The organism is Streptomyces sp. WMMC1477, from assembly GCF_027460245.1.
GTDB lineage: Bacteria > Actinomycetota > Actinomycetes > Streptomycetales > Streptomycetaceae > Streptomyces.
This window is the reverse complement of the sequence record NZ_JAPZBD010000003.1, coordinates 3,310,059-3,331,465: the sequence shown is the minus strand read 5'-3', so window position 1 is coordinate 3,331,465 and position 21,407 is coordinate 3,310,059. Positions and strand designations below refer to the sequence as shown.

Sequence of the window (21,407 nt, the reverse complement as noted above, 5' to 3'; positions counted from 1 at the left end):
CGCGCCGTGCTGGGTGGCTCTCATGACGCGTGACCTGGAGGGTGCTCAGGAGTTCTACGCGCGGGCGCTGGGCTGGGAGTACCGGCCCGGCTTCCGGGACCACGAGAAGGGCTACCAGCTCGCCCTGGCGGACGGGCAGCCCGTGGCCGGTCTGGGGATGAGTTCACAGGCGAAGGGCGGCTTCGCCCCGTCGTGGACCGCGTTCTTCCGCGCGGAGAACGCCAACGTCATGGCGAGCCGCATCCAGGAGCGCGGCGGGACGGTGGCCGTGGGGCCGCTGGCCTTCGGCACGGGCCGGGTGCTGTGGGCGGCGGACCGGCAGGACGCCCGCTTCGGGGTGTGGGAGGGCGAGCCCGTGCGCGGCTGGTGGGTGCGGCGGCAGCCGGGCGCGCCCGCCCGGCTCCAGCTCCGCACGGGGGACGCCTTCGGGGCGGCCATGTTCTACGGCAGCGTGTTCGCCTGGGACACCCACGCGCCCGACCGGCTGAGCGTCCGCTTCGAGGCCGATCACGTGGTGGTGTCCGTGGACGGTCACCACGTCGCCGACCTGTGGGGCGGGGCCGTGGAAGAGGCACCGGACCCCACGATCCGGCCGCAGTGGCACGTCTACTTCTGCGTGGACGACGTCGACGAGGTGGCGACGCGGGCGGACGCGGCCGGGGGCAGCATCGTGACGCCGCCCGCGATGTCCCACTTCGGACGGGTGGCCTCCCTGCGCGACGCGGAGGGCGCGCTGTTCCACGTCACCTCGGAGCACGGCTGACGGACGGCGGGCCGACGCGCCGCGCGCCGGCGGACGACCCTGCTGCTCCACCCGGCTACTCCACCCGGGTGAACCGCCAGCGGTGCACCGGCCGGTGCAGCAACTCACCCGGCGGGTCCGGTAGTTCACCGGGCTCACCGGCCTCGGACCAGTGGGTGATGACCAGGACACGGTCGCCGGGGGCCGTGTACGTCTCGCGGCGCGCGGGCCCGGGGGCGAGCTTCTGGGCGCGGACCCAGGCCAGCAGCTCGGCGCCCCGCCCCTCGGCCGCGCGCGCCTCCCACATGAGCGCCGTCGTCCCGTCACTCCCCCTCGTCACGGCCGTCTCGCCCGTCTCGCCCGTCACGCCCGTCTCGCCCGTCATGCTTCGTAGAGGTTCTTCCTGCTCAGCTCGTGCACGTGGTCGTGCGTGTGGGAATGCGCGTGCGCGTGGGAGTGGCCGGGCGCCTCGGAGGACGCCGGGACATGGGGCTCGGTGACGGGGAGCGAGGAGTCGGCCGGCAGGTCCCAGCCGGAGGCGTCCCGGCCCCGGGCCACCATCTCCGCGCCCAGCGCCGCGACCATCGCACCGTTGTCCGTGCACAGCTTCGGCCTCGGGACGCGCAGGGTGATCCCGGCGTCCGCGCACCGCTCCTCGGCCATGGCCCGCAGCCGGGAGTTGGCCGCGACGCCGCCGCCGATCATCAGATGCCCGACGCCCTCGTCCCGGCAGGCCCGGATCGCCTTGCGGGTCAGCACGTCGGTGACGGCCTCCTGGAACGAGGCGGCGACGTCGGCGACGGGCACCTCCTCGCCCGCCCGCCGCCGGGCCTCGATCCAGCGGGCGACGGCGGTCTTGAGGCCGGAGAAGGAGAAGTCGTAGGGCGCGTCCCGTGGGCCGGTGAGACCGCGCGGGAACGCGATGGCCCCCGGGTCGCCCTCGCGGGCGTAGCGGTCGATGACCGGGCCGCCGGGGAAGCCGAGGCCGAGGACCCGGGCGACCTTGTCGAAGGCCTCCCCCGCCGCGTCGTCGATGGTCGAGCCCAGCGGCCGGACGTCGGCCGTGATGTCCGGGGCGAGGAGCAGCGAGGAGTGCCCGCCGCTGACCAGGAGCGCCATCGTGGGCTCCGGCAGGGCGCCGTGCTCGAGCTGGTCGACGCAGATGTGCGAGGCGAGGTGGTTGACGCCGTAGAGGGGCTTGCCGAGGGCGTAGGCGTACGCCTTGGCCGCCGAGACGCCGACGAGCAGCGCGCCGGCGAGGCCCGGGCCCGCGGTGACGGCGATGCCGTCGAGGTCGGAGGCGGCGACCCCGGCCTGGTCCAGCGCCCGCTGGATGGTCGGGACCATGGCCTCCAGGTGCGCCCGGCTGGCGATCTCGGGGACGACGCCGCCGTAGCGGGCGTGGTCGTCGACGCTGGAGGCGACGGCGTCGGCCAGCAGGGTGTGGCCGCGGACGACGCCGACACCGGTCTCGTCGCAGGAGGTCTCGATGCCGAGGACAAGGGGCTCGTCGGGGGTCATCTGCAGTCGTTCCTAGCTCGGGTCGCTGGGGGCGCTCGGAGCGCCGGGGTCGGTGGGTGTCGTCGGGGCGCCGTGCTCGCGCCGCATGACCAGGGCGTCCACGTCGCCGGGCTGGTAGTACCCGCGCCGGACGCCCACCGGGACGAAGCCGTGCCGCTCGTAGAGGCGCTGGGCGCGCAGGTTGTCCACGCGCACCTCCAGGAGCACCTGGTGGCACTCGAAGGCCGTGGCGGCGGTCAGCAGGTCGGCGAGGAGGCGGGCGCCCAGGCCGGTGCCCTGTCGGCCGGGGGCGACGGCGATGGTCTGGACGTCCCCGGTGCCGTCGACGGTGGTGGCCAGCCCCGCGTAGCCGACGAGGCGGCCGTCGGCGGTCTCGGCGACGGTGTAGTGGTGGGTGGCGCCCGGGCCGCGGGCGTGCGCCAGCTCGGACCAGAACATCCCCGTCGACCAGGCGTCCTCGGGGAACAGCTCCTGTTCGAGTGCCAGCACCGGCTCGATGTGCCACCAGCGCATCTCCCGCAGGGTGACGGCGTCGGGGGCGGGCGGGGCGTCCGGCGCGGGGCTCACCTCGGCGTGACCACCTTGTACCCGGCGGGCACCTTCGCGTCGGGGCGGCGCAGGTACATCGGGAGCGGGGGCAGGAACGGCTCGCCCGCGGCCAGCTTCTCGGCGGCGAGGGCGGCCAGGGCCGCGGCGGACTGGTGCTCGGGACCGTCCGCGCGGACACCGGTGAAGGTGTCGGGGTAGAGGAGGGCACCCGCGCCGACGGACGGCACGCCGGCGACCTGCTCCGCGATGTCGGCGGGCCGGTCGACGCTCAGTTCCGTCGCCCGGGTCCTGGCGTCGGCGTAGCGCGCCCAGTAGACCTCCTTGCGGCGGGCGTCGGTCGCGACGACGAACGGCCCGCCGATCCCCGCGGCCCCGGCGGCGTGGGCGATGCCGTCCAGGGTGCACACGCCGTGCACGGGGATGCCGAGCGCGGCGCCGAACCCGGCGGCCGTCACCAGGCCGACCCGCAGCCCCGTGTAGGGGCCGGGGCCGACGCCGACGACGAGCCCGGTGACGTCGTGCAGCGTCCGGCCGGCCTCGGACAGGGTGGCGTGTACGGCGGGCAGGAGGAGCTCACCGTGGCGGCGGGCGTCGATCTGGTCGCGGGAGGCGAGCACGGCCTCGCCGTCGTGGAGGGCGACGGTGATGGCGGGGGTCGCGGTGTCGAGAGCGAGCAACAGCACGGTGTAAGCCTACGGCGCGCCCGGGGGTGCGGTGTCCGGGCCGACCTGATGGGGCACGGTCGGGCTGCTACCGTCAGCCTGACGATCAGTGCGCGTGCGTCGGCGAAGCGGACTCGGCGAAAGACCGAACGCGAACGGACGCGAAGCGGCACGAGGCAGCGAAAAGGCGTCGAGGGGTGAACCCGGTGGCACGGAACAGCGCGGGAACGTTCGTGACCGGGTTGACCGCGGTGGCCATGGCCGTCATCGGGTTCTTCGCCTACCAGGCCTCCGCCGCGCAGAGTGACGCCCCGAAGGGCGGACGCGCCGAGCCGTCCGCGTCCCCCTCCCCCAGCGCCGAACCGGAGCAGAAGGCCCCGGGCCTCCCGGCGGAGTCGGGCGAGGGCCGGCGGGTGGTCTACTCGCTCGCGGAGGACCGGGTGTGGCTGGTCGGCGCCGACGGGGCGGTCCTGCGCACGTACGGGGTCACGCCCGGCACGCTCGACCCCGTGGCCGGCGTCTACACGGTGACGTCGCGCGACGAGCGGGTGACCGGCACGGACGGCGTACCGGTGCAGCACGTCGTCCGCTTCACCACCCTCGCGGGCACGGGCATCGGCTTCAGCGCCCCGGTGGAGGACGGGCAGCAGCCCGTGGCGGACCCGGGGAAGAAGACGGGCGGCATCAGGGAAGGCCGCGCCGACGGCGCGGCGATGTGGGAGTTCGCGACGCTCGACACCCCGGTCGTCGTCGTCCGGTAGCCCCGCCCGGGCGGCCCGCGGGGCGGCGGAGACGGCTCAGCGGACGTCGTCTTCGGCGGCGCGGGGCGCGCCCGCGGGCGGCTCCTCGCGCGGCGGGCGGCAGACGGCCCGCGCCGCGGCACAGGAGGCCAGGAGCTCACCGAACGGCGGCGCCTGCGGGGCGGTCCGTGGTGTGGTCTCGCGTTCCGGCATGGTCCCCTCCTCACACCCGACGACTTAGGCGTACCTAACCACGCCCCGGCGACGGGCGCAACACGTTGCCGACAGCCTGTCGGAAAGTCGTCCCGACATGGCTCCCGGAGTGACGCCCGACATGCCACGACGGAGTGACACACCCGTGTCACTCCGTCGTGGCATCGTCCGCCGTCGCCGCTTTACGGCATCACCCGAGCGTGGAGAGGTCCACGTCCGTCCAGCGCGCGCCCACGCCGGTCACCGTGACCACGCGCTCGTCGTCCTCGCCCGCCGCCACCTGCGCCTCCGCGTCCGGCCCGGCGCCGAGCCCGCGCTCGATCACCACGTGCAGCCGGTCCTCGGTCAGCTCCTCGACCTTGCCCTCGCCCCACTCCACGACCACCACCGACTCGGGCAGCGTCACGTCGAGGTCGAGGTCCTCCATCTCCTCAAGGCCGCCGCCCAGCCGGTAGGCGTCCACGTGGACGAGCGGCGGCCCGCCGGAGCGCGAGGGGTGGACGCGGGCGATGACGAAGGTGGGCGAGGTGACGGCTCCGCGCACGCCGAGGCCCTCGCCCAGGCCGCGGGTCAGCGTCGTCTTCCCGGCTCCCAGCTCGCCCGTCAGCAGCACCAGGTCACCGGCGCGCACGAGGGTGGCGAGCACGCGGCCCAGCTCCCGCATGCGCTCGGGCGTGCTGACCGTGATCCGGGACTGTGTGATGGCCGTCGTCATGGCCCCGATGGTAGGCGGTCCGCCCGGCGCACGGCGGCCTCGCGCGGGTGGAGCGCGTCAGCCCTCGGCGGTCTCGTGCAGGTAGAACCGGGGCACCCGGGCGCCGACCCGGGTGACGATCTCGTACCCGATCGTGCCGACCGCGCGGGCCCAGTCCTCCGCGGTCGGTTCGCCCTCGTCCCCGGGGCCGAACAGCACGGCCTCGTCGCCCGCTTCGGCGGTGTCCCCGCCCAGGTCCACCACGAACTGGTCCATCGCCACCAGCCCGGCGACGGTGCGCAGCTTCCCCGCGACGAGGACGGGCCCCACGTTGGACGCGTGCCGGGGGACGCCGTCCGCGTAGCCGGCCGGGACGAGCGCGAGGGTCGTGGGGCCCGGCGTCCGGTAGGTGTGGCCGTAGGAGACGCCCTGGTCGCCGGGCACCCGCTTGACGACGGCGAGGTCGGCGCTCAGCCGCATCACCGGGCGGAGCCCGAAGTCCTCGGCGGCGCCCACCTCGGGGGACGGTGAGAGCCCGTACACCGAGACGCCGGGGCGCACGAGGTCGAAGTGGGACGCGGGCAGGGTGAGGGTGGCCGGCGAGTTGGCCAGGTGCCGGACCTCGGGGCGCAGCCCGGCCCGCTCGGCGACGGACAGCGCCTCCTCGAACGCCGCGAGCTGGGCGGCGTTCGCGGGGTGACCCGGTTCGTCGGCGCAGGCGAAGTGCGACCACAGCCCGGTGACACGCACGGTGCCCTCGGCCTCGGCGGCCCGGGCGGCGGCCACCAGCTCGGGCCAGTCGGCGGGCTGGCAGCCGTTGCGGCCGAGCCCGGTGTCGGCCTTGAGGTGCACCCGGGCGGTGCGGCCCGTGGCGCGGGCGGCGGTCACGATCTCCGCCAGCGCCCACCCGGCGCTGGCCGAGACGTCGACGTCCGCCTCGATGGCCCGGGCCCAGGGCCCGCCCGGCGTCCACAGCCAGGACAGGATGCGGCCGGTGTCGCCCGCCGCGCGCAGCCCCAGCGCCTCCTCGGGGGTGGCGGTGCCCAGCCAGTCGGCCCCGGCCGCCCGCGCGGCGCGGGCGCAGGGCACCATCCCGTGCCCGTAGGCGTCCGCCTTCATCACCGCCATCAGCCCGGCGCCGCCGGCCGCCCGGGCCCGCAGGGCACGCACGTTGGAGCGCAGGGCGGCGAGATCGATCTCGGCGCGCACACGGGGAGGGCGAGCGGCGGTGGTGCTGTTCACCGCACCAGTGTCTCAGGCCTCACCGCGCCGCGGACGTGCGCACCTCGTGCCAGGCGGCGGGCAGGGCGGCGGCGACGTCGGACGCGGCGGGCGGAACGGCGGCCAGGCGCCCGGCGACACCGTGCAGGTAGGCGCCGGCGCAGGCGGCGTCCCGGGCGGGCAGCCCGGCGGCGAGAAGGGCGCCGATCAGCCCGGAGAGCACGTCGCCGCTGCCCGCGGTGGCGAGCCAGCCGGTGCCGGTCGGGTTGACGCGCACGGGCCCGCCCCCGGGCTCGGCGACGAGCGTGGCGGCGCCCTTGAGCAGCACGGTGGCCCGGTAGCGGTCGGCGAGGGCCCGCACGGCGTGCAGCGTCCCGGCCTCGACGGCGTCCCGGGAGGTGTCCAGGAGCGCGGCGGCCTCGCCCGCGTGGGGGGTGAGGACCGTCGGGGCCCGGCGCGCCCGCACCCGGTCGGGGTCGGCGAGCCGCAGGCCGTCGGCGTCGACCAGCACCGGCACCTCGGACTCCAGCACCTCCCGCGCCGCGCGCTCGGCCTCCTCCCCGGCGCCCAGCCCCGGGCCGACGACCCAGGACTGCACGCGCCCGGCCGCCTTCGGCGCCCCGCCGGTGACCAGCGTCTCGGGGTGCCGGGCGATGACCTCGGCGACGGCCGAGCCCACGTAGCGCACGGCCCCGGCCCCGCCGCGCAGCGCCCCGGAGACGGCCAGCACGGCCGCGCCCGGGTACCGGGCCGAGCCGGCGGCGACGCCGACGACGCCACGGCGGTACTTGTCCGTGTCGGCGCCGGGCACGGGCAGCAGGGCGGCGACGTCGGCGTGCTGGAGCGCCTGCGCTTCGGGCGTGTCCGGCAGATGGGGCGCCAGACCGATGTCCACGAGCCGCGCGGCGCCCACGTGACCGCGGGCCGGTTCGATGAGCAGGCCCGGCTTCCAGGCCCCGAAAGTGACGGTGGCGGCCGCCCGCACCGCCTCGCCCTCCACCGCGCCGGTGTCGGCGTCGACGCCGCTGGGCAGGTCGACGGCGAGGACGGGCGCGGTGATCCGGCGCACCAGCCGGGCGGCCGCCGGCCGCAGGCCGCCCTGGCCGCCGATGCCGGTGATGCCGTCCAGGACGAGCTGGGCGCCGGCGAGCGCGGCGTCGGCCTCCCGCCCGGGGCGCGCCGCGTCGCCGGGCTCTCCTCGGGGCCCGGGCCCGGCCTCCGCGTCGTCGTACGCGGCGACGGCGCGCCCGCCGGCCGCCCGGAGCGCGGCGAGCCCGCCGGGGTGCGCCCGGTCGGGGGCGAGCAGCACGCCGGTCACGGCGGCCCCGCGCCGCGCCAGCCGGGCCCCGGCGTACAGGGCGTCACCACCGTTGTCCCCGCTGCCGACGAGGAGCGCCACCCGGGCGCCGTAGGCGCGGCCCAGCAGCTCCGCCGCGGCGACGGCGAGCCCCGCGGCCGCCCGCTGCATGAGTGCGCCGGCGGGGAGCCGCGCCATCAGTTCCCGCTCCGCATCCCGTACGGCCTCGACCCGGTAAGCGTTCCGCATGGCCGCCAGCCTAGGCCGTCGCACCCGCGTCCACCCGCCCGTCAGGCCTCGGCGACGACCACCGCCGAGGCCACGCCGGCGTCGTGGCTCAGGGAGACGTGCCAGCGCCGGACGCCGAGGGCGGCGGCGCGCTCCGCCACCGTGCCCCGGACCACCAGCGAGGGCGCGCCGCTGTCCGCCGTCACCACCTCGGCGTCCGTCCAGCGCAGACCGCGCGGCGCGCCGAGGGCCTTGGCCAGCGCCTCCTTGGCGGCGAACCGGGCGGCCAGGGAGGCCACACCGCGCCGATCCCCGCTGGGCAGGAACTGCTCCGCCGGGAGGAAGAGCCGGGTCGCCAGCGCGGGCGTCCGCTCCAGGGATCGCGCGAAACGGTCGATCTCGGCGACGTCGATGCCCACCCCCACGATCATGCCGCGCTCACTCCACCGTCACGGACTTGGCGAGGTTGCGCGGCTGGTCGACCTCGTTGCCCCGGGCCGTGGCCAGCTCGCAGGCGAACACCTGCAGCGGGACGGTCGCGACGAGCGGCTGGAGCAGGGTGGGCGTCGCGGGCACGCTGATGAGGTGGTCGGCGTAGGGCGCGACGGCCTCGTCACCCTCCTCGGCGATGACGATCGTGCGGGCGCCGCGGGCCCGGATCTCCTGGATGTTGGAGACGATCTTGTCGTGCAGCACCGAGCGGCCACGCGGCGAGGGCACCACGACGACGACGGGCAGGTCCTCCTCGATGAGCGCGATCGGCCCGTGCTTCAACTCGCCCGCCGCGAAACCCTCGGCGTGCATGTAGGCCAGCTCCTTGAGCTTGAGCGCGCCCTCCAGCGCCACCGGGAAGCCGACGTGGCGGCCCAGGAACAGCACGGTGTCCTTGTCGGCGAGGGAGCGGGCCAGCTCGCGCACCGGCTCCATCGTGCCGAGCACCTTGTCCACCTCGGTGCCCATGTGGGCCAGTTCGCCGATGACGGACTGGATCTCGTCGCCCCACTTGGTGCCGCGCACCTGGCCCAGGTACAGCGCGACGAGGTAGCAGGCCACGAGCTGGGTCAGGAAGGCCTTGGTGGAGGCGACGGCGACCTCGGGCCCGGCGTGGGTGTAGAGGACGGCGTCGGACTCGCGCGGGATCGTCGAGCCGTTGGTGTTGCAGATGGCCAGCACCTTCGCGCCCTGCTCGCGGGCGTGCCGCAGGGCCATCAGGGTGTCCATGGTCTCGCCGGACTGGGAGATGGCGATGACGAGGGTGCGCTGGTCGAGGATCGGGTCCCGGTAGCGGAACTCGCTGGCCAGCTCCGTCTCGCAGGGGACGCGGGTCCAGTGCTCGATGGCGTACTTGGCGATCATCCCCGCGTGGTAGGCGGTGCCGCAGGCCACGACGACGACCTTGTTGACCTCGCGCAGCACGGAGGCGGGGATGCGGACCTCGTCGAGGTGCAGGGTGCCCTGGGCGTCGATGCGGCCCAGCAGCGTGTCCGCGACGGCCTTGGGCTGCTCGGCGATCTCCTTCAGCATGAAGTAGTCGTAGCCGCCCTTCTCGGCGGCGGAGGCGTCCCAGTCGACGTGGTAGCGGCGCACCTCGGCGGGGGCGCCGTCGAAGTCGGTGACCGTGACGGAGTCCCGGGTGAGCGCCACGACCTGGTCCTGGCCCAGCTCGATGGCCTCACGGGTGTGCTCGATGAAGGCGGCGACGTCGGAGGCGAGGAAGGCCTCCTCGTCACCGACGCCGACGACCAGCGGCGAGTTGCGCCGGGCGCCGACGACGGTGTCCGGTTCGTCGGCGTGCACGGCGACCAGCGTGAACGCGCCCTCCAGCCTGCGGCACACCTGGCGCATCGACTCGGCCAGGTCGCCCACCGAGGAGAACGCCTCGGCCAGCAGGTGGGAGACGACCTCGGTGTCCGTCTCGGAGGTCAGCTCGTGGCCGCGCTCGGCCAGCTCGGCCCGCAGCGCGGCGAAGTTCTCGATGATCCCGTTGTGGACGACGGCGACCCGGCCCGCGTTGTCCAGGTGGGGGTGGGCGTTGCCGTCGGTGGGGCCGCCGTGGGTGGCCCAGCGGGTGTGCCCGAGCCCGGTGGTGCCGGACGGCAGCGGGCGCTCGTCCAGCACCTTGGTGAGGTTGGCGAGCTTGCCCGCCTTCTTGGCGGAGGCCAGCCCGCCGTCGGCCAGAACGGCCACCCCGGCCGAGTCATAGCCGCGGTACTCCAGCCGCTTCAGACCTGCGATGACCACGTCGAGGGCGGACTGCCCTCCCACATATCCCACGATGCCGCACATGGCACGGCAGCCTACGCGGTACCGGCCGGCTCAGCGGCGACGGCGCCGGAGGAGCGCCGGTCGCGGCCCGCCGCCCGGGTGGCGGCGGGGGCCGGGCAGCCGGTACCGGGCGCCCTCGCCCGGGTCGTCGTCGGCGCTGTCCAGGAGGGCGAGGAACTCCTCCTCCTCGCACTCCGGCTTGCTGCCCGTGACGTACAGGTCGAGCGCCTCACGGGCGTCGGAGCCGAGGTCGTCCTCGGGCAGTTCCTCCACGAGCAGCTCGAACCGGCCGGGCCGTACGGACCGCGCCCGCCGGGCGTACGGGTCGGTTCGAGGCCGCCGGAACCTCCGGAAGACGCCTCCGTCGGAGCGGGACATCCCCGGAACCTAACCCCGCCCCACCAGGCGCGTACAGGGGTTCGACGCCGGGTGTGCGTCACATCCGGCGCGCACGGGGCGGTACGCGCCCCCCGAGTGTGGGGGCGCGCCCGGCGGGCGCACAATGGGCGCGTGCCCCGTCCACCTGGAACCTCCCCCGGCCTCAGACCTGCGGATTCGCCCGCCCCGCCGCCCGTCGGCCCCGGACGGCGACGCACCGACGTCACGCCGTACGTCGACCTCAGCCGCGCCGAGTGGAGCGCCCTGCGCGAGCGCACCCCGCTCCCGCTGACGGCCGACGAGGTCGAGGAGCTGCGCGGCCTCGGCGACGTCGTCGACCTCGACGAGGTGCGCGACATCTACCTGCCGCTCTCCCGGCTGCTGAACCTGTACGTCGGCGCGACGCACGGCCTGCGCGGCGCGCTGAACACCTTCCTCGGCGAGGGTGCCCAGCCGGGCACGCCGTTCGTCATAGGGGTCGCCGGGAGCGTCGCCGTCGGCAAGTCCACCACCGCGCGGCTGCTGCGGGCGCTGCTGGCCCGCTGGCCCGAGCACCCCCGGGTGGAGCTGGTGACGACCGACGGCTTCCTCTTCCCCAACGCCGAGCTGCACCGCCGCGGGCTGATGGCGCGCAAGGGCTTCCCCGAGTCCTACGACCGCCGCGCGCTGACCCGCTTCGTGGCCGACGTGAAGGCCGGGCGCGACGAGGTCACCGCGCCCGTCTACTCCCACCTGATCTACGACATCGTCCCCGGCGAACGGCTCACGGTGCGGCGCCCCGACATCCTCATCGTCGAGGGCCTCAACGTCCTCCAGCCCGCCCTGCCCGGCACCGACGGCCGCACCCGCGTCGCCGTCGCCGACTACTTCGACTTCTCCGTCTACGTCGACGCCCGCACCGAGGACATCGAGCGCTGGTACCTGGAGCGCTTCCGCAAGCTGCGGCAGACGGCCTTCCAGAACCCGTTCTCCTACTTCCGCAGGTACACGCAGGTGTCGGAAGAGGAGGCGCTGGACTACGCGCGCGGCACCTGGCGGAACATCAACTGCCCCAACCTGCGGGAGAACATCGTCCCCACCCGCGGCCGGGCCTCCCTCGTGCTGCGCAAGGGCTCCGACCACACGGTCCAGCGCCTGTCCCTGCGCAAGCTCTGACGTCCCGTCGGGAACCGCGCCGCACGGACGAGATGTCCTGAATCCCGGGGGGAGTTGCGCATGGCTGACGACGTCGACGTCGACGAGAAGCCGGCCCGGGAGGCCGAGGAGCTCCGGCGCAGGCCGCTGTCCGTACAGCGACGCGCCACGGGCTGGGCCCACGTCTCCTGGATCGGCCTGCTCGTCGCGATAACCGTCGTCTGGGACGAGGTCCCGCCGTGGCTGGGCCTGCTCGTCTGGCCGGCCCTGTTCGTGGGCTTCGCCTGGGGCCCGATGCGGCGCCTCGCGGCCAGCGAGGGCACCGGCTACGGATTGGTGGTCCTGCCGCTCATCGCACTGCCCTGCGTCGTGTGGGGGCTGGAACCCGCCAAGGGCCACCTCGTCCTCCGGGCCACCGGCGAACGCGCCGTGGCCGAGGTCGATTCCCGTATCGGGGACACATCAGAGTGGAAGGGCCAGCCGAACGCCACCTTCCTGTACGCGTTCCACGACGCCGAGACGGGCGAGCGCCTGCCGGGCCCTGAGCGCACGGCGCGGCCAGGCACGTTCCCCGCCGGGCAGACGGTCACGGTGCTGTACGACCCGCGCGGCGTGCAGGCACCGCAACGGACCCAGGACGTGAACCCGTACGGGAAGCTGGGCTTCGGCGGTGCGATGGCACTGCTGGGCCTCGTGACGATCCGGAGCACGTCCCGGCGGGTCAGCCCGGCCTACGCCGAGGCCACCCCGCCGCGCGTCTCGCATCTGCCGAAGCGGTGGTGGGCACGCGCCGCCCGGCTGCGACGGGCGCGCTGAGGCCGGCCCGGAGCATGCCGCCGGACCGGCCGGGGCGGGATCAGCCCAGGGTCGTCTTGACCGCGTCGGCCAGGCGGCCGGCGACGGCGCGGGCCTGCTCGATGTCGGCGGCCTCGACCATGACCCGCACGAGCGGCTCGGTGCCGGAGGGCCGCAGCAGCACGCGCCCGGTCTCGCCCAGCTCGCGCTCGGCGTCCAGGACGGCGGTGGCCAGCTCGGCGGACGTCGCCACCCGCGACTTGTCGACGTCGGGCACGTTGATCAGCACCTGCGGCAGCCGCTCCATGACGGCGGCCAGCTCGGCGAGCGTCTTGCCGGTGGCGGCGACGCGGGAGGCGAGCAACAGGCCGGTGAGGGTGCCGTCGCCCGTCGTCGCGTGGTCGAGGGCGATGACGTGCCCGGACTGCTCGCCGCCGAGCGAGAAGCCGCCGCGCTTGAGCTCCTCCAGCACGTAGCGGTCGCCGACCGCCGTCTGGACGAGCTGGACGCCCTCGCGCTGCATGGCCAGCTTGAAGCCGAGGTTGGACATGACGGTGGCCACGACGGTGTCGCCGCGCAGGGCGCCCGCCTCGCGCATACCGAGGGCGAGGACGGCGAGGATCTGGTCGCCGTCGACCTCGTTGCCCTGGGCGTCCACGGCCAGGCAGCGGTCGGCGTCGCCGTCGTGGGCGACGCCGAGGTCGGCGCCGTGCTCGACGACGGCGGCGCGCAGCCCGGCGAGGTGGGTGGAGCCGCAGTCGTCGTTGATGTTGAGCCCGTCGGGCTCGGCGCCGATGGTGACGACGTCGGCGCCGGCGCGGGCGAAGGCCTCGGGCGAGACGCGGGCGGCGGCGCCGTGGGCGCCGTCGATGACGACCTTCAATCCGTCCAGCCGGTGCGGCAGGACGCCGATGAGGTGGGCGACGTAGGTGTCGAGGCCCTCACCGTGGTCGCGTACCCGGCCGACCCCGGCGCCGGTCGGCCGCTGCCACGGCTCTCCGGCCTCGTGCTCGTGGTAGACGGCCTCGATGCGGTCCTCGATGTCGTCGGGGAGCTTGTGCCCGCCGCGGGCGAAGAACTTGATGCCGTTGTCCGGCATGGGGTTGTGGCTGGCGGAGAGCATGACGCCCAGGTCGGCGCCGAGCGAGCCGGTCAGGTGCGCGACGGCGGGGGTGGGCAGGACACCCACCCGGAGGACGTCCACCCCGGCGCTGGCCAGCCCGGCCACCACCGCGGCCTCCAGGAACTCGCCCGAGGCCCGCGGGTCCCGGCCCACCACGGCCACCGGACGATGCCCCTCGAACGATCCGGCCTCACCGAGCACGTGCGCCGCCGCGACCGACAGCCCCAGGGCCATCTCGGCCGTCAGATCCGCGTTGGCGACACCGCGCACGCCGTCCGTTCCGAAGAGTCGTCCCACCGTGGTACCTCCGAGTGCTTCGAACCGGCACCGCCGCTCGGGGACGCGCGGTGCCCTGTGAAAGGCGTGGCCGGGAGAGTGCGGCGATAGGCCGGTTTCACTGGTTCTTCCCGTTTTACGCCAGGTATTCCCCGATGTCGTGAACGGACAGGTGCCTTTGGCACATGCGACCCGTCCGGAAAGGCGAACGCCCCGGCGGCACTGCTGTACCGCCGGGGCGTTCCGAGCGCGGAGCGCGAGGCGTCAGCGCTTGCTGTACTGCGTACCCTTACGGGCCTTCTTGAGACCGGCCTTCTTGCGCTCGACGGCGCGGGCGTCACGGGTGAGGAAGCCGGCCTTCTTCAGCGGGCCGCGGTTGTTCTCCACGTCCGCCTCGTTCAGGGCACGGGCCACGCCCAGGCGCAGCGCACCGGCCTGGCCGGAGATGCCGCCGCCGCTGATGCGGGCGACGACGTCGTACCGGCTGTCCAGCTCGAGCACCTTGAAGGGCTCGTTGACTTCCTGCTGGTGCACCTTGTTGGGGAAGTACCCCTCCAGGGTGCGACCGTTGATCTTCCACTTGCCGGTGCCCGGCACGATGCGGACGCGGGCGATGGCGTTCTTGCGCCGCCCGGTGCCGGCGCCCGGCTGCGGGTCGCCGAAGTGGGAGGCGAGCGACTCGGTCGAGTACTCGCCCTCGACACCCTCGGGCGTCTCGGTGCTGTAGTGCTCGATGTCCTCGGTGTCGACGACAGGGGTCTCAGCGGTGGTCTCGGCCACGATGCTCCTCGGTTCTCTTCGTTCCGGTAGTGGCCGGATTACTGGCTGATCTGGGTGATCTCGAACGGCACGGGCTGCTGGGCACCGTGGGGGTGCTCGGCGCCGCGGTAGACCTTCAGCTTCGACAGCATCTGACGGCCCAGCGTGTTCTTCGGGAGCATGCCCTTGACGGCCTTCTCGATGGCCTTCTCCGGGTTCTTCTCCAGCAGGTCCTCGTAGCGGACGGAGCGGAGACCGCCCGGGTAGCCCGAGTGGCGGTAGGCCATCTTCTGGGTCCGCTTGTTGCCGGAGAGGTGCACCTTCTCGGCGTTGATGATGATGACGAAGTCACCAGCGTCAACGTGCGGTGCGTACACGGGCTTGTGCTTGCCCCGGAGGAGGGTTGCGGCCTGGGAGGCCAGACGGCCCAGGACAACGTCCTGCGCGTCGATGACGTGCCACTGGCGCTTGATGTCGCCGGGCTTGGGGCTGTACGTACGCACGGTCGTATGCCTTCGCTTCTTCTGAGTGAGTCCTGACAGGGCCACCAGGCAGATCACGACAGCCTTGGACCGCACGACGGTGACGCGGGCCGCGTGCAGATGCTGGTCATCGACCGGTGGGCCGGTGTAGGGCCCCCCTCACGTGAGAATGAGGCAGACCGGTACACAACGATCTCGCAGAATACCGGCACCACCCCGAGGGGGTCAAAGCGAGCCCGTCAGCGGATGACCGGGAAGGACGACGTGTCGAGTTCGACCACCCGCCCGTCCGCGAGGGGAAGCCGGACGGTTTCCGCGAAAGGGATCTCCGTCCGCTTCCCGTACCCCGTCGGCTGCGGGTCCTCCAGCAGCGTGCAGGTGGCCGTGAACGGATCCACGATCAGGTACGAGGTGATCCCGAACCGGCCGTACTTCTCGACCTTGGTGATGTAGTCGTTCGGATCGCCCTTGAGCGACACGAACTCGATCACCGCGAGCACGTCCGTGCAGACGTACCGGTTCCCGTGCCGGACGGCATCGGGCGCCAGCAGGGTCACATCCGGGGCAAGCCACGTTCCACCCGGAAAGTCGACGAGAACATCCGACGCGGTCTTGAGGTCCTTGCCATGACGATCCCGCACCTGGCTACGGATCTCGAAGACCGTGTCGTCCTGGTCGGGCCCCTGCGGGGTCATGATCACCCTTCCGTCGACGATCTCGACGACGTACCCCTCGGTGCTGATGTCGGATTCCGGGTTTCGCCGGAGGTCGTCCATGACAGACATGCCGCCCGCTCCTCTCACCTCAATCCGCGTCGGTGCCAATCGTCCCACGACCGGGTCGTCGGGCGCCACGCGCGAGAGCGCGCTGCGCGCGGGCCGGGCGCACGCCCGTTCAGCGCGCGCGGGCCACCCGGGTCTCGTCCCAGACCGGCTCCGCCGTCTCGCGGACGCGGCCGTCGGCGCCGAAGACGAGGTAGCGATCGAAGGCGCGGGCGAACCAGCGGTCGTGGGTGACCGCGAGCACCGTGCCCTGGTACTGCTCCAGACCCGCCTGGAGGGCCTCCGCGCTCTCCAGGTCCAGGTTGTCCGTCGGCTCGTCCAGGAGCAGCGCCGTCGACCCGGCCAGCTCCAGCAGCAGGATCTGGAACCGGGCCTGCTGCCCGCCGGAGAGCCGGTCGAAGGGCTGCTCGGAGGCACGGTCCAGCTCGTAGCGGCGCAGGGCGGACATCGCGGCGCCGCGGTCGAGGGCGTGCTCGGTCCACAGGATGTCCCGCAGCGGCCGCCCGGCCAGCTCGGGGTGGGCGTGCGTCTGGGCGAAGTGTCCGGGGACGACGCGGGCGCCGAGCTTCCACGCACCGGTGTGGGCGACGGGCCGCTCGGGGTCTCCGGCGAGCAGCCGCAGGAAGTGCGACTTGCCCGAGCCGTTCGAGCCGAGGACGGCGACCCGCTCGCCGTAGAAGACCTCCAGGCCGAACGGGTTCATCAGCCCCGTCAGCTCCAGGTTCTCGCAGGTCACCGCCCGGACCCCGGTGCGCCCGCCGCGGAGCCGCATGGTGATCTGCTGCTCGCGCGGCGGCTCCTGCGGCGGCCCGGCCTCCTCGAACTTCCGCAGCCGCGTCTGCGCGGCCTGGTAGCGCGAGGCCAGACCGTCGTTGAAGGCGGCCTTGTTCTTGAGCGTGTTGACGAGCTGCTTGAGCTGGGCGTGCTTCTCGTCCCAGCGGCGGCGCAGCTCCTCGAAGCGGGCGAACCGCTCGCGCCGGGCCTCGTGGTAGGTGCCGAAGCCGCCGCCGTGCACCCACACGTCGGAGCCGGCCGGGCTGGGCTCCACGCTGATGATCTTCTCCGCGGAGCGGGCCAGCAGCTCGCGGTCGTGCGAGATGAACAGCACCGTCTTGCGGGTCTCCCGCAGCCGCTCCTCCAGCCAGCGCTTGCCGGGGACGTCGAGGTAGTTGTCCGGCTCGTCCAGCAGCAGCACCTCGTCGGGGCCGCGCAGCAGCGCCTCCAGCACGAGCCGCTTCTGCTCGCCGCCCGAGAGGGTGCGCACCTGCCGCCACTGAGCCTTCTCGTAGGGGACGCCGAGCGCGGCCGTCGTGCAGATGTCCCACCGCGTCTCGGCCTCGTAGCCGCGGGCCTCGGCCCAGTCACTCAGGGCCTGCGCGTAGTCGAGCTGGGCGGCCTCGTCGTCCCTCTCCATGATCGCCAGCTCGGCGGCGTCCACCGCCTCGGCGGCCTTGCGGACGCGCGGCGGGGCGACGGAGACGAGCAGGTCACGCACGGTGCGCTCATCCCGCACCGAGCCGACGAACTGGGGCATCACGCCGAGGCCCCCGGAGACGCCCACGCTGCCGCCGTGCGGCTCCAGCTCACCCGCGACGATGCGCAGCAGCGTCGTCTTCCCGGCGCCGTTCGCGCCGACCAGCGCGACGGCCGCGCCCTCGCCGACGCGGAACGAGGCGTCCGCGAGCAGCAGCCGCCCGTCCGGCAGGTAGTACTCGACGTGTGCGACTTCGACGTGACCCATGGGTCCGGATTGTGGACGCCGTCGGCGGGGAAAGGCCAACCCTTTTCCCGCCGACGGCGTCACACGTCGCCCGGAGGGTCAGACGGCCGAGACCGCGGAGCGGCGGCGGGCGGCCCAGTAGACCGCGACACCGGCGCCGAGCACGACCAGCGAGCCGCCGACGAGGAGCAGGACGCCACCGGCACCGGTGAGTGCGAGATCACCCTCGGCCGCGTCCTTGCCGGCACCGTCGCCAGAGCCGTCCGCGCCGCCGGTGGAGCCGGTCGAACCGGTGCCGCCGGTGTCCCCTGAGCCGTCGCCGTCCCCCTTGCCGGAGTCGCCGTCGCCGTCAGCGCCGCCGTCGCCGGAGCCGCCGGACGAGCCGGAGTCCCAGGAGCCGTCGTCGGGGCCGTTGAGGACGATCCAGCTCTCGTTGTTGCCCTCGTCGGCGTCGCGCGGAGGCACGTAGCCGAAGAAGACCCTGCCCTTGGCGTTCTCGACGACCTCGTCGACGCGCAGTTCGAACGGGAACGAGCGCTGGTCGTCCTCCATGACCGGCGTCGAGAGCCAGCACAGGTAGGCGGAGGTGCTGGTCTCACCGGACTGCGACAGCGGGTTGCAGCTCCTGGGCGCCTTGACGACGCCGGCGCCGCGCGGGATCTCGACGTGGAAGGCGAACGGCTCGCCGCCCGAGCGCAGGTTGCCGACCCAGGCGGGGCCGTGGTTGGCGAAGTCGACGTCCACGGTCACGGTGTCGCCCTTGGCACCGCGGGCGGAGCCGGCGGTGAGCGCGAAGTCGTAGGTGCCGCCCGTGGGGAAGTCCAGGTCGGCCCAGCGGGCGTACCGGCCGGGGTCGGCGCCCGGTACGGCCGTCAGCTCCAGCGCGGCCCCGGTGCCCCGGGTGAAGTCCAGGTCCGGCGTGACCTGCTCGGCCTCCTCCAGCGTGACCGCGGAGAAGCTGTAGGAGAACGAGTCCAGGTGGGCGAACTCGGCCGTCTTGACGGCGACGGGCTCGCTCACTTCGTAGGCCGCCCCGGCCGCGAACGACCCCTCGAAACGGCACAGCACGAGGGTCTGCGACTCGATCAGCGGGTAGCCGGTGTCGGCGTACGCGCAGTTGCCGTACGAGCCGGGGAACGACAGCCCGCGCGAACCGGAGAAGCGCAGGACGACGCCGTCGGCAGCGGGGGTGCCGCCCACGTTGCGGAAGCCCAGGGGCGCCTCGTAGGTGTCGCCCGGCGCGAAGCCCTCCGGCTCGGCGAGCGTGCGCATGTGCAGCTCGGCCTGACCGACCAGGACGTCGACGGACAGCCCGGTGAAGTCGACGCCCTCGGCCTCACCGGTCACCTCGATGGTGCCGGACTCTCCGGCCTGGCTTCCGTCGTTGACGTCGAGCCGCAGGTCCGGCACGTCGTAGGGCCGCTCGCCGGGGTAGATCTCGTACCCCGGGCAGACGAAGACGAGGCCCTCGGTGGTGCAGTCGGCCCCGTCCACCAGCTTGACGTCGGCCACTCCGGCGAGCTGCGAGGCGTCGATCGTGAGCGTGTAGCCGCCCGAGAAGACCGGGTAGGTGATGCCGTCCTCGTCGGGGCCGTGCTCGCCGTCGTCCGGTGCGCTCAGCCCGAGGTCGATCTGCGGCTCCGAGCGGTCGTCCTCGGTGGTCAGGGACAGCGCGACCTGCTCGGGGCCGGTGATCGCGACGGGCAGGGGCGCGTCCGCGGCCCGGGCGCCGCCGGCGAGCCCGCCGGTGAGCAGGCCGGCCAGTGCCAGGCCGCCGAGCGCCCGGGCCAGCGGACGGGGAAGTGCGTGGACCATGTTGCCTCTCTCGTTCGGCTCCGGCCGGGTCACCGCAGAGCCGTCGGGGAGTTTGACCGGCCCATGCCGATCAGGGTTGTACACGGGGCCATCACGGAGACATCTCGAAACCGTCAATCTCCCTCCCCGGCTTCGCCCCGCGCCGGGGACGCCGTTCAACGGCGCGTCTAGGATTCCGCCATGAGCTTTGGGCAAGGGGGGCCCGGCTGGGGCCCGGGCGGCGGACCGACGCCGGACTGGAACGCACTCGCCGAACAGACCGCGGCCACGCGCGCACGCCGCCGCCGCTGGCTGCTGATCGGGGGCGGCGCGGTGGCGACGGTCGCGATCGCGGCCGTCGTCGCGGTGGCCGTCGTCCAGGGCAGCGGAGAGGGGAGCGCCTCCGACGGGCCGACGACGTCCCTGCCCAGCCCGACGGACCTGCCCTCCGGCCCCTCGCAGCCCGAGCCCGACTTCACCGAGGCTCCCCCGCCGCCCAACCCGTACGAGTTCATATCCGACCCCGAGAAGGACACCGCGCCGCGCAGCGCGGAGGGCTTCTTCCCGGACGCGACGGCCGAGCTCGACGGACGCGCCTACCGCCGGGCCGCGGTGAAGTCGACCGAGGACTGCGCCTCGGCCGCCGCGACCGACGACCTGGAGAAGGTGCTCAAGGACTGGAACTGCACGGAGGTGCACCGGGCGTCGTTCACGCGCGACGGCATCTCCGTGACCGTCGGGATCGCCGTGCTCCACGGGGAGTCGGAGGCGGGCGAGGCGGCGAAGGCCGCCAAGCCCTACCTCGCGCCGCTGACCGGCGGCGACGTCCCCGAGGACTTCTGCCGCTACTCCGCCTGCCGCTCCAGCGCCGAGGCCTACGGCCGCTATGTGTTCCTCACCGTCGCCGGCTACGTCGACGGCACGGACGTCACCCGCGAGGAGACGACGGCCCTCGCCGCGAGCCGGGACCTCGCCGCCCACGCGAAGGAGCGCCTCAAGGCCCGCGGCCGCGAGCAGGCCGCCGCGGCGGCCAGCGCCCAGCCCGCGCCCTGACGACAGCCCCCCAGGGCGGGCCTGGCGGCAGGGCCTGTCGCCAGAGCGCGCCTAACGGCAGGGCAGGGTGCGCAGGTTGCGGGACTCGGCGTTGCGGGCGGCGAGCGCCTCGTCCGCCGGGTAGCCGACCTCCTCCAGCGTCAGCCCGTGCGGGCGGACGACGTGCACGGCAGAGTCCCGTACGCCCGCCGCCAGGACCTCGCCCGGCCAGGCCGGGGGCCGGTGCCCGTCGCCGACGAAGAGCATCGCGCCGACCAGCGAGCGCACCATGTTGTGGCAGAAGGCGTCGGCCTTGACGGTGGCCTCCAGCACGCCGTCGGGCCGGCGCTCCCACCGCAGGTCCAGCAGCCGCCGGATCGTCGTCGCGCCGTCGCGCTTCTTGCAGTACGCCGCGAAGTCGTGCTCCCCGAGCAGGCGCTCCGCCGCGGCGTTCATGGCGTCCAGATCGAGCGGCCAGTTGTGCCAGAGCACGTGCCCGCGCCGGAGCGGGTCGACGCCGCCGGGGTGGTCGGTGACGCGGTAGGCGTAGCGGCGCCAGATCGCGGAGAAGCGCGCGTCGAAGTGCGGCGGCGCCGGTGTCACACGCCGGACCCGGACGTCGTGCGGCAGCCGCCCGGCGAGGCGGCGCAGCAGCTTGTCCCCGTGCTCGGCCCACAGCCCGGCGGGCAGGTCCACGTGGGCGACCTGGCCCCGGGCGTGCACACCGGCGTCCGTCCGCCCGGCGACGGTCAGCTCGAAGGGCTCGGCGGAGCGGGTGACGACGCGCAGCGCCTCCTGCACCTCGCCCTGCACCGTCCGCCGGCCGCGCTGCACGGCCCAGCCGGAGAAGTCCCGGCCGTCGTAGCTCAGGTCCAGCCGTACCCGGACGAGGCCGGACTCCACGCCGTCACTCACTTGCGTCACTCACCTGACTACTCTGTGTCGTCTCACCCCGAGGTGCCGCCCTGGCCCGCGGGCTGCCCCGGTACGCGGACGGGCC

The 21,407-nt window shown here is 74.2% G+C and carries 23 protein-coding genes; 5 read left to right on the top strand and 18 right to left on the bottom strand.

Annotated features, from left to right (window positions below; all coding sequences use genetic code 11):
• Nucleotides 1-22 precede the first annotated feature (22 nt).
• Complete coding sequence (locus O7609_RS15360; RefSeq protein ID WP_269743716.1) at nucleotides 23-763, top strand: VOC family protein; 741 nt, start codon at nucleotides 23-25, stop codon at nucleotides 761-763.
• A gap of 55 nt (nucleotides 764-818) precedes the next feature.
• Here the strand turns inward: O7609_RS15360 and O7609_RS15355 are convergent, their stop codons facing one another.
• From O7609_RS15355 to tsaB, 4 genes are read right to left on the bottom strand one after another with little or no spacing between them, the layout of a single operon-like run.
• Nucleotides 819-1,127: a hypothetical protein gene (locus tag O7609_RS15355; protein ID WP_332328080.1), complete on the bottom strand. Its 309-nt coding sequence runs from the start codon at nucleotides 1,125-1,127 to the stop codon at nucleotides 819-821.
• The gene (gene tsaD, locus O7609_RS15350; RefSeq protein ID WP_269736407.1) at nucleotides 1,124-2,263 is read right to left on the bottom strand and encodes a tRNA (adenosine(37)-N6)-threonylcarbamoyltransferase complex transferase subunit TsaD; all 1,140 of its coding nucleotides are present in this window, start codon (nucleotides 2,261-2,263) and stop codon (nucleotides 1,124-1,126) included. The genes O7609_RS15355 and tsaD overlap by 4 nt, the downstream gene beginning before the upstream one ends.
• Nucleotides 2,264-2,275: 12 nt before the next feature.
• Nucleotides 2,276-2,776 (bottom strand): ribosomal protein S18-alanine N-acetyltransferase, encoded by a 501-nt coding sequence (gene rimI / locus O7609_RS15345; RefSeq protein WP_269737247.1) that lies wholly within the window; start codon nucleotides 2,774-2,776, stop codon nucleotides 2,276-2,278.
• Nucleotides 2,777-2,826: 50 nt separating this feature from the next.
• Nucleotides 2,827-3,495 (bottom strand): tRNA (adenosine(37)-N6)-threonylcarbamoyltransferase complex dimerization subunit type 1 TsaB, encoded by a 669-nt coding sequence (gene tsaB, locus O7609_RS15340; protein WP_269743715.1) that lies wholly within the window; start codon nucleotides 3,493-3,495, stop codon nucleotides 2,827-2,829.
• Between the two features lie 212 nt (nucleotides 3,496-3,707).
• On the opposite strand from tsaB, the gene O7609_RS15335 reads away from it, so the two are divergent.
• Nucleotides 3,708-4,235, top strand: coding sequence for a hypothetical protein (locus tag O7609_RS15335; RefSeq protein ID WP_269736409.1), 528 nt, complete (start codon nucleotides 3,708-3,710; stop codon nucleotides 4,233-4,235).
• Between the two features lie 36 nt (nucleotides 4,236-4,271).
• Here the strand turns inward: O7609_RS15335 and O7609_RS15330 are convergent, their stop codons facing one another.
• From O7609_RS15330 to O7609_RS15300, 7 genes are all read right to left on the bottom strand, one after another.
• Nucleotides 4,272-4,427, bottom strand: coding sequence for a hypothetical protein (locus tag O7609_RS15330; RefSeq protein ID WP_269736410.1), 156 nt, complete (start codon nucleotides 4,425-4,427; stop codon nucleotides 4,272-4,274).
• A 190-nt stretch (nucleotides 4,428-4,617) separates the two neighbouring features.
• Nucleotides 4,618-5,142 (bottom strand): tRNA (adenosine(37)-N6)-threonylcarbamoyltransferase complex ATPase subunit type 1 TsaE, encoded by a 525-nt coding sequence (gene tsaE / locus O7609_RS15325; protein ID WP_269736411.1) that lies wholly within the window; start codon nucleotides 5,140-5,142, stop codon nucleotides 4,618-4,620.
• A gap of 57 nt (nucleotides 5,143-5,199) precedes the next feature.
• Nucleotides 5,200-6,363, bottom strand: coding sequence for an alanine racemase (gene alr / locus O7609_RS15320; protein WP_269736412.1), 1,164 nt, complete (start codon nucleotides 6,361-6,363; stop codon nucleotides 5,200-5,202).
• A 19-nt stretch (nucleotides 6,364-6,382) separates the two neighbouring features.
• Nucleotides 6,383-7,888, bottom strand: a complete 1,506-nt coding sequence (locus O7609_RS15315; RefSeq protein WP_269743714.1) for an NAD(P)H-hydrate dehydratase — start codon at nucleotides 7,886-7,888, stop codon at nucleotides 6,383-6,385.
• A gap of 41 nt (nucleotides 7,889-7,929) precedes the next feature.
• A complete protein-coding gene (locus tag O7609_RS15310) occupies nucleotides 7,930-8,298 on the bottom strand; it encodes a holo-ACP synthase (protein ID WP_269736414.1) in 369 nt (122 codons plus the stop codon).
• A gap of 7 nt (nucleotides 8,299-8,305) precedes the next feature.
• Nucleotides 8,306-10,153, bottom strand: coding sequence for a glutamine--fructose-6-phosphate transaminase (isomerizing) (gene glmS, locus O7609_RS15305; protein WP_269736415.1), 1,848 nt, complete (start codon nucleotides 10,151-10,153; stop codon nucleotides 8,306-8,308).
• 30 nt (nucleotides 10,154-10,183) lie between these two features.
• Nucleotides 10,184-10,510 (bottom strand): hypothetical protein, encoded by a 327-nt coding sequence (locus tag O7609_RS15300; protein ID WP_269736416.1) that lies wholly within the window; start codon nucleotides 10,508-10,510, stop codon nucleotides 10,184-10,186.
• 132 nt (nucleotides 10,511-10,642) lie between these two features.
• Between O7609_RS15300 and coaA the strand changes: the two genes are divergently transcribed.
• Together coaA and O7609_RS15290 are read left to right on the top strand one after the other, a co-directional pair.
• A complete protein-coding gene (coaA, locus tag O7609_RS15295; protein WP_269736417.1) occupies nucleotides 10,643-11,665 on the top strand; it encodes a type I pantothenate kinase in 1,023 nt (340 codons plus the stop codon).
• A 60-nt stretch (nucleotides 11,666-11,725) separates the two neighbouring features.
• Nucleotides 11,726-12,460, top strand: a complete 735-nt coding sequence (locus O7609_RS15290; RefSeq protein ID WP_269736418.1) for a hypothetical protein — start codon at nucleotides 11,726-11,728, stop codon at nucleotides 12,458-12,460.
• Nucleotides 12,461-12,500: 40 nt separating this feature from the next.
• Here O7609_RS15290 and glmM read toward each other — a convergent pair whose 3' ends face one another.
• The 6 genes from glmM to O7609_RS15260 all read right to left on the bottom strand — a co-directional run bounded on the left by glmM (nucleotide 12,501) and on the right by O7609_RS15260 (nucleotide 19,396).
• A complete protein-coding gene (glmM, locus tag O7609_RS15285) occupies nucleotides 12,501-13,859 on the bottom strand; it encodes a phosphoglucosamine mutase (protein WP_269736419.1) in 1,359 nt (452 codons plus the stop codon).
• A gap of 243 nt (nucleotides 13,860-14,102) precedes the next feature.
• Nucleotides 14,103-14,618, bottom strand: a complete 516-nt coding sequence (gene rpsI, locus O7609_RS15280) for a 30S ribosomal protein S9 (RefSeq protein ID WP_269736420.1) — start codon at nucleotides 14,616-14,618, stop codon at nucleotides 14,103-14,105.
• A gap of 38 nt (nucleotides 14,619-14,656) precedes the next feature.
• Nucleotides 14,657-15,100, bottom strand: coding sequence for a 50S ribosomal protein L13 (rplM, locus tag O7609_RS15275; protein WP_219091116.1), 444 nt, complete (start codon nucleotides 15,098-15,100; stop codon nucleotides 14,657-14,659).
• 218 nt (nucleotides 15,101-15,318) lie between these two features.
• Nucleotides 15,319-15,933 carry a Uma2 family endonuclease gene (locus tag O7609_RS15270; protein WP_269736421.1) on the bottom strand — a complete coding sequence of 205 codons (615 nt, stop codon included), beginning with the start codon at nucleotides 15,931-15,933 and terminating at the stop codon, nucleotides 15,319-15,321.
• Nucleotides 15,934-15,973: 40 nt separating this feature from the next.
• Nucleotides 15,974-17,602 carry an ATP-binding cassette domain-containing protein gene (locus O7609_RS15265; RefSeq protein WP_269736422.1) on the bottom strand — a complete coding sequence of 543 codons (1,629 nt, stop codon included), beginning with the start codon at nucleotides 17,600-17,602 and terminating at the stop codon, nucleotides 15,974-15,976.
• A gap of 78 nt (nucleotides 17,603-17,680) precedes the next feature.
• Nucleotides 17,681-19,396, bottom strand: coding sequence for a hypothetical protein (locus tag O7609_RS15260; RefSeq protein ID WP_269736423.1), 1,716 nt, complete (start codon nucleotides 19,394-19,396; stop codon nucleotides 17,681-17,683).
• A gap of 180 nt (nucleotides 19,397-19,576) precedes the next feature.
• On the opposite strand from O7609_RS15260, the gene O7609_RS15255 reads away from it, so the two are divergent.
• Nucleotides 19,577-20,428 (top strand): hypothetical protein, encoded by an 852-nt coding sequence (locus O7609_RS15255; RefSeq protein ID WP_269736424.1) that lies wholly within the window; start codon nucleotides 19,577-19,579, stop codon nucleotides 20,426-20,428.
• A gap of 51 nt (nucleotides 20,429-20,479) precedes the next feature.
• Here the strand turns inward: O7609_RS15255 and truA are convergent, their stop codons facing one another.
• Entirely contained in the window at nucleotides 20,480-21,322 is an 843-nt protein-coding gene (truA, locus tag O7609_RS15250) for a tRNA pseudouridine(38-40) synthase TruA (RefSeq protein WP_269744360.1), read from the bottom strand.
• Nucleotides 21,323-21,407: the final 85 nt, after the last annotated feature.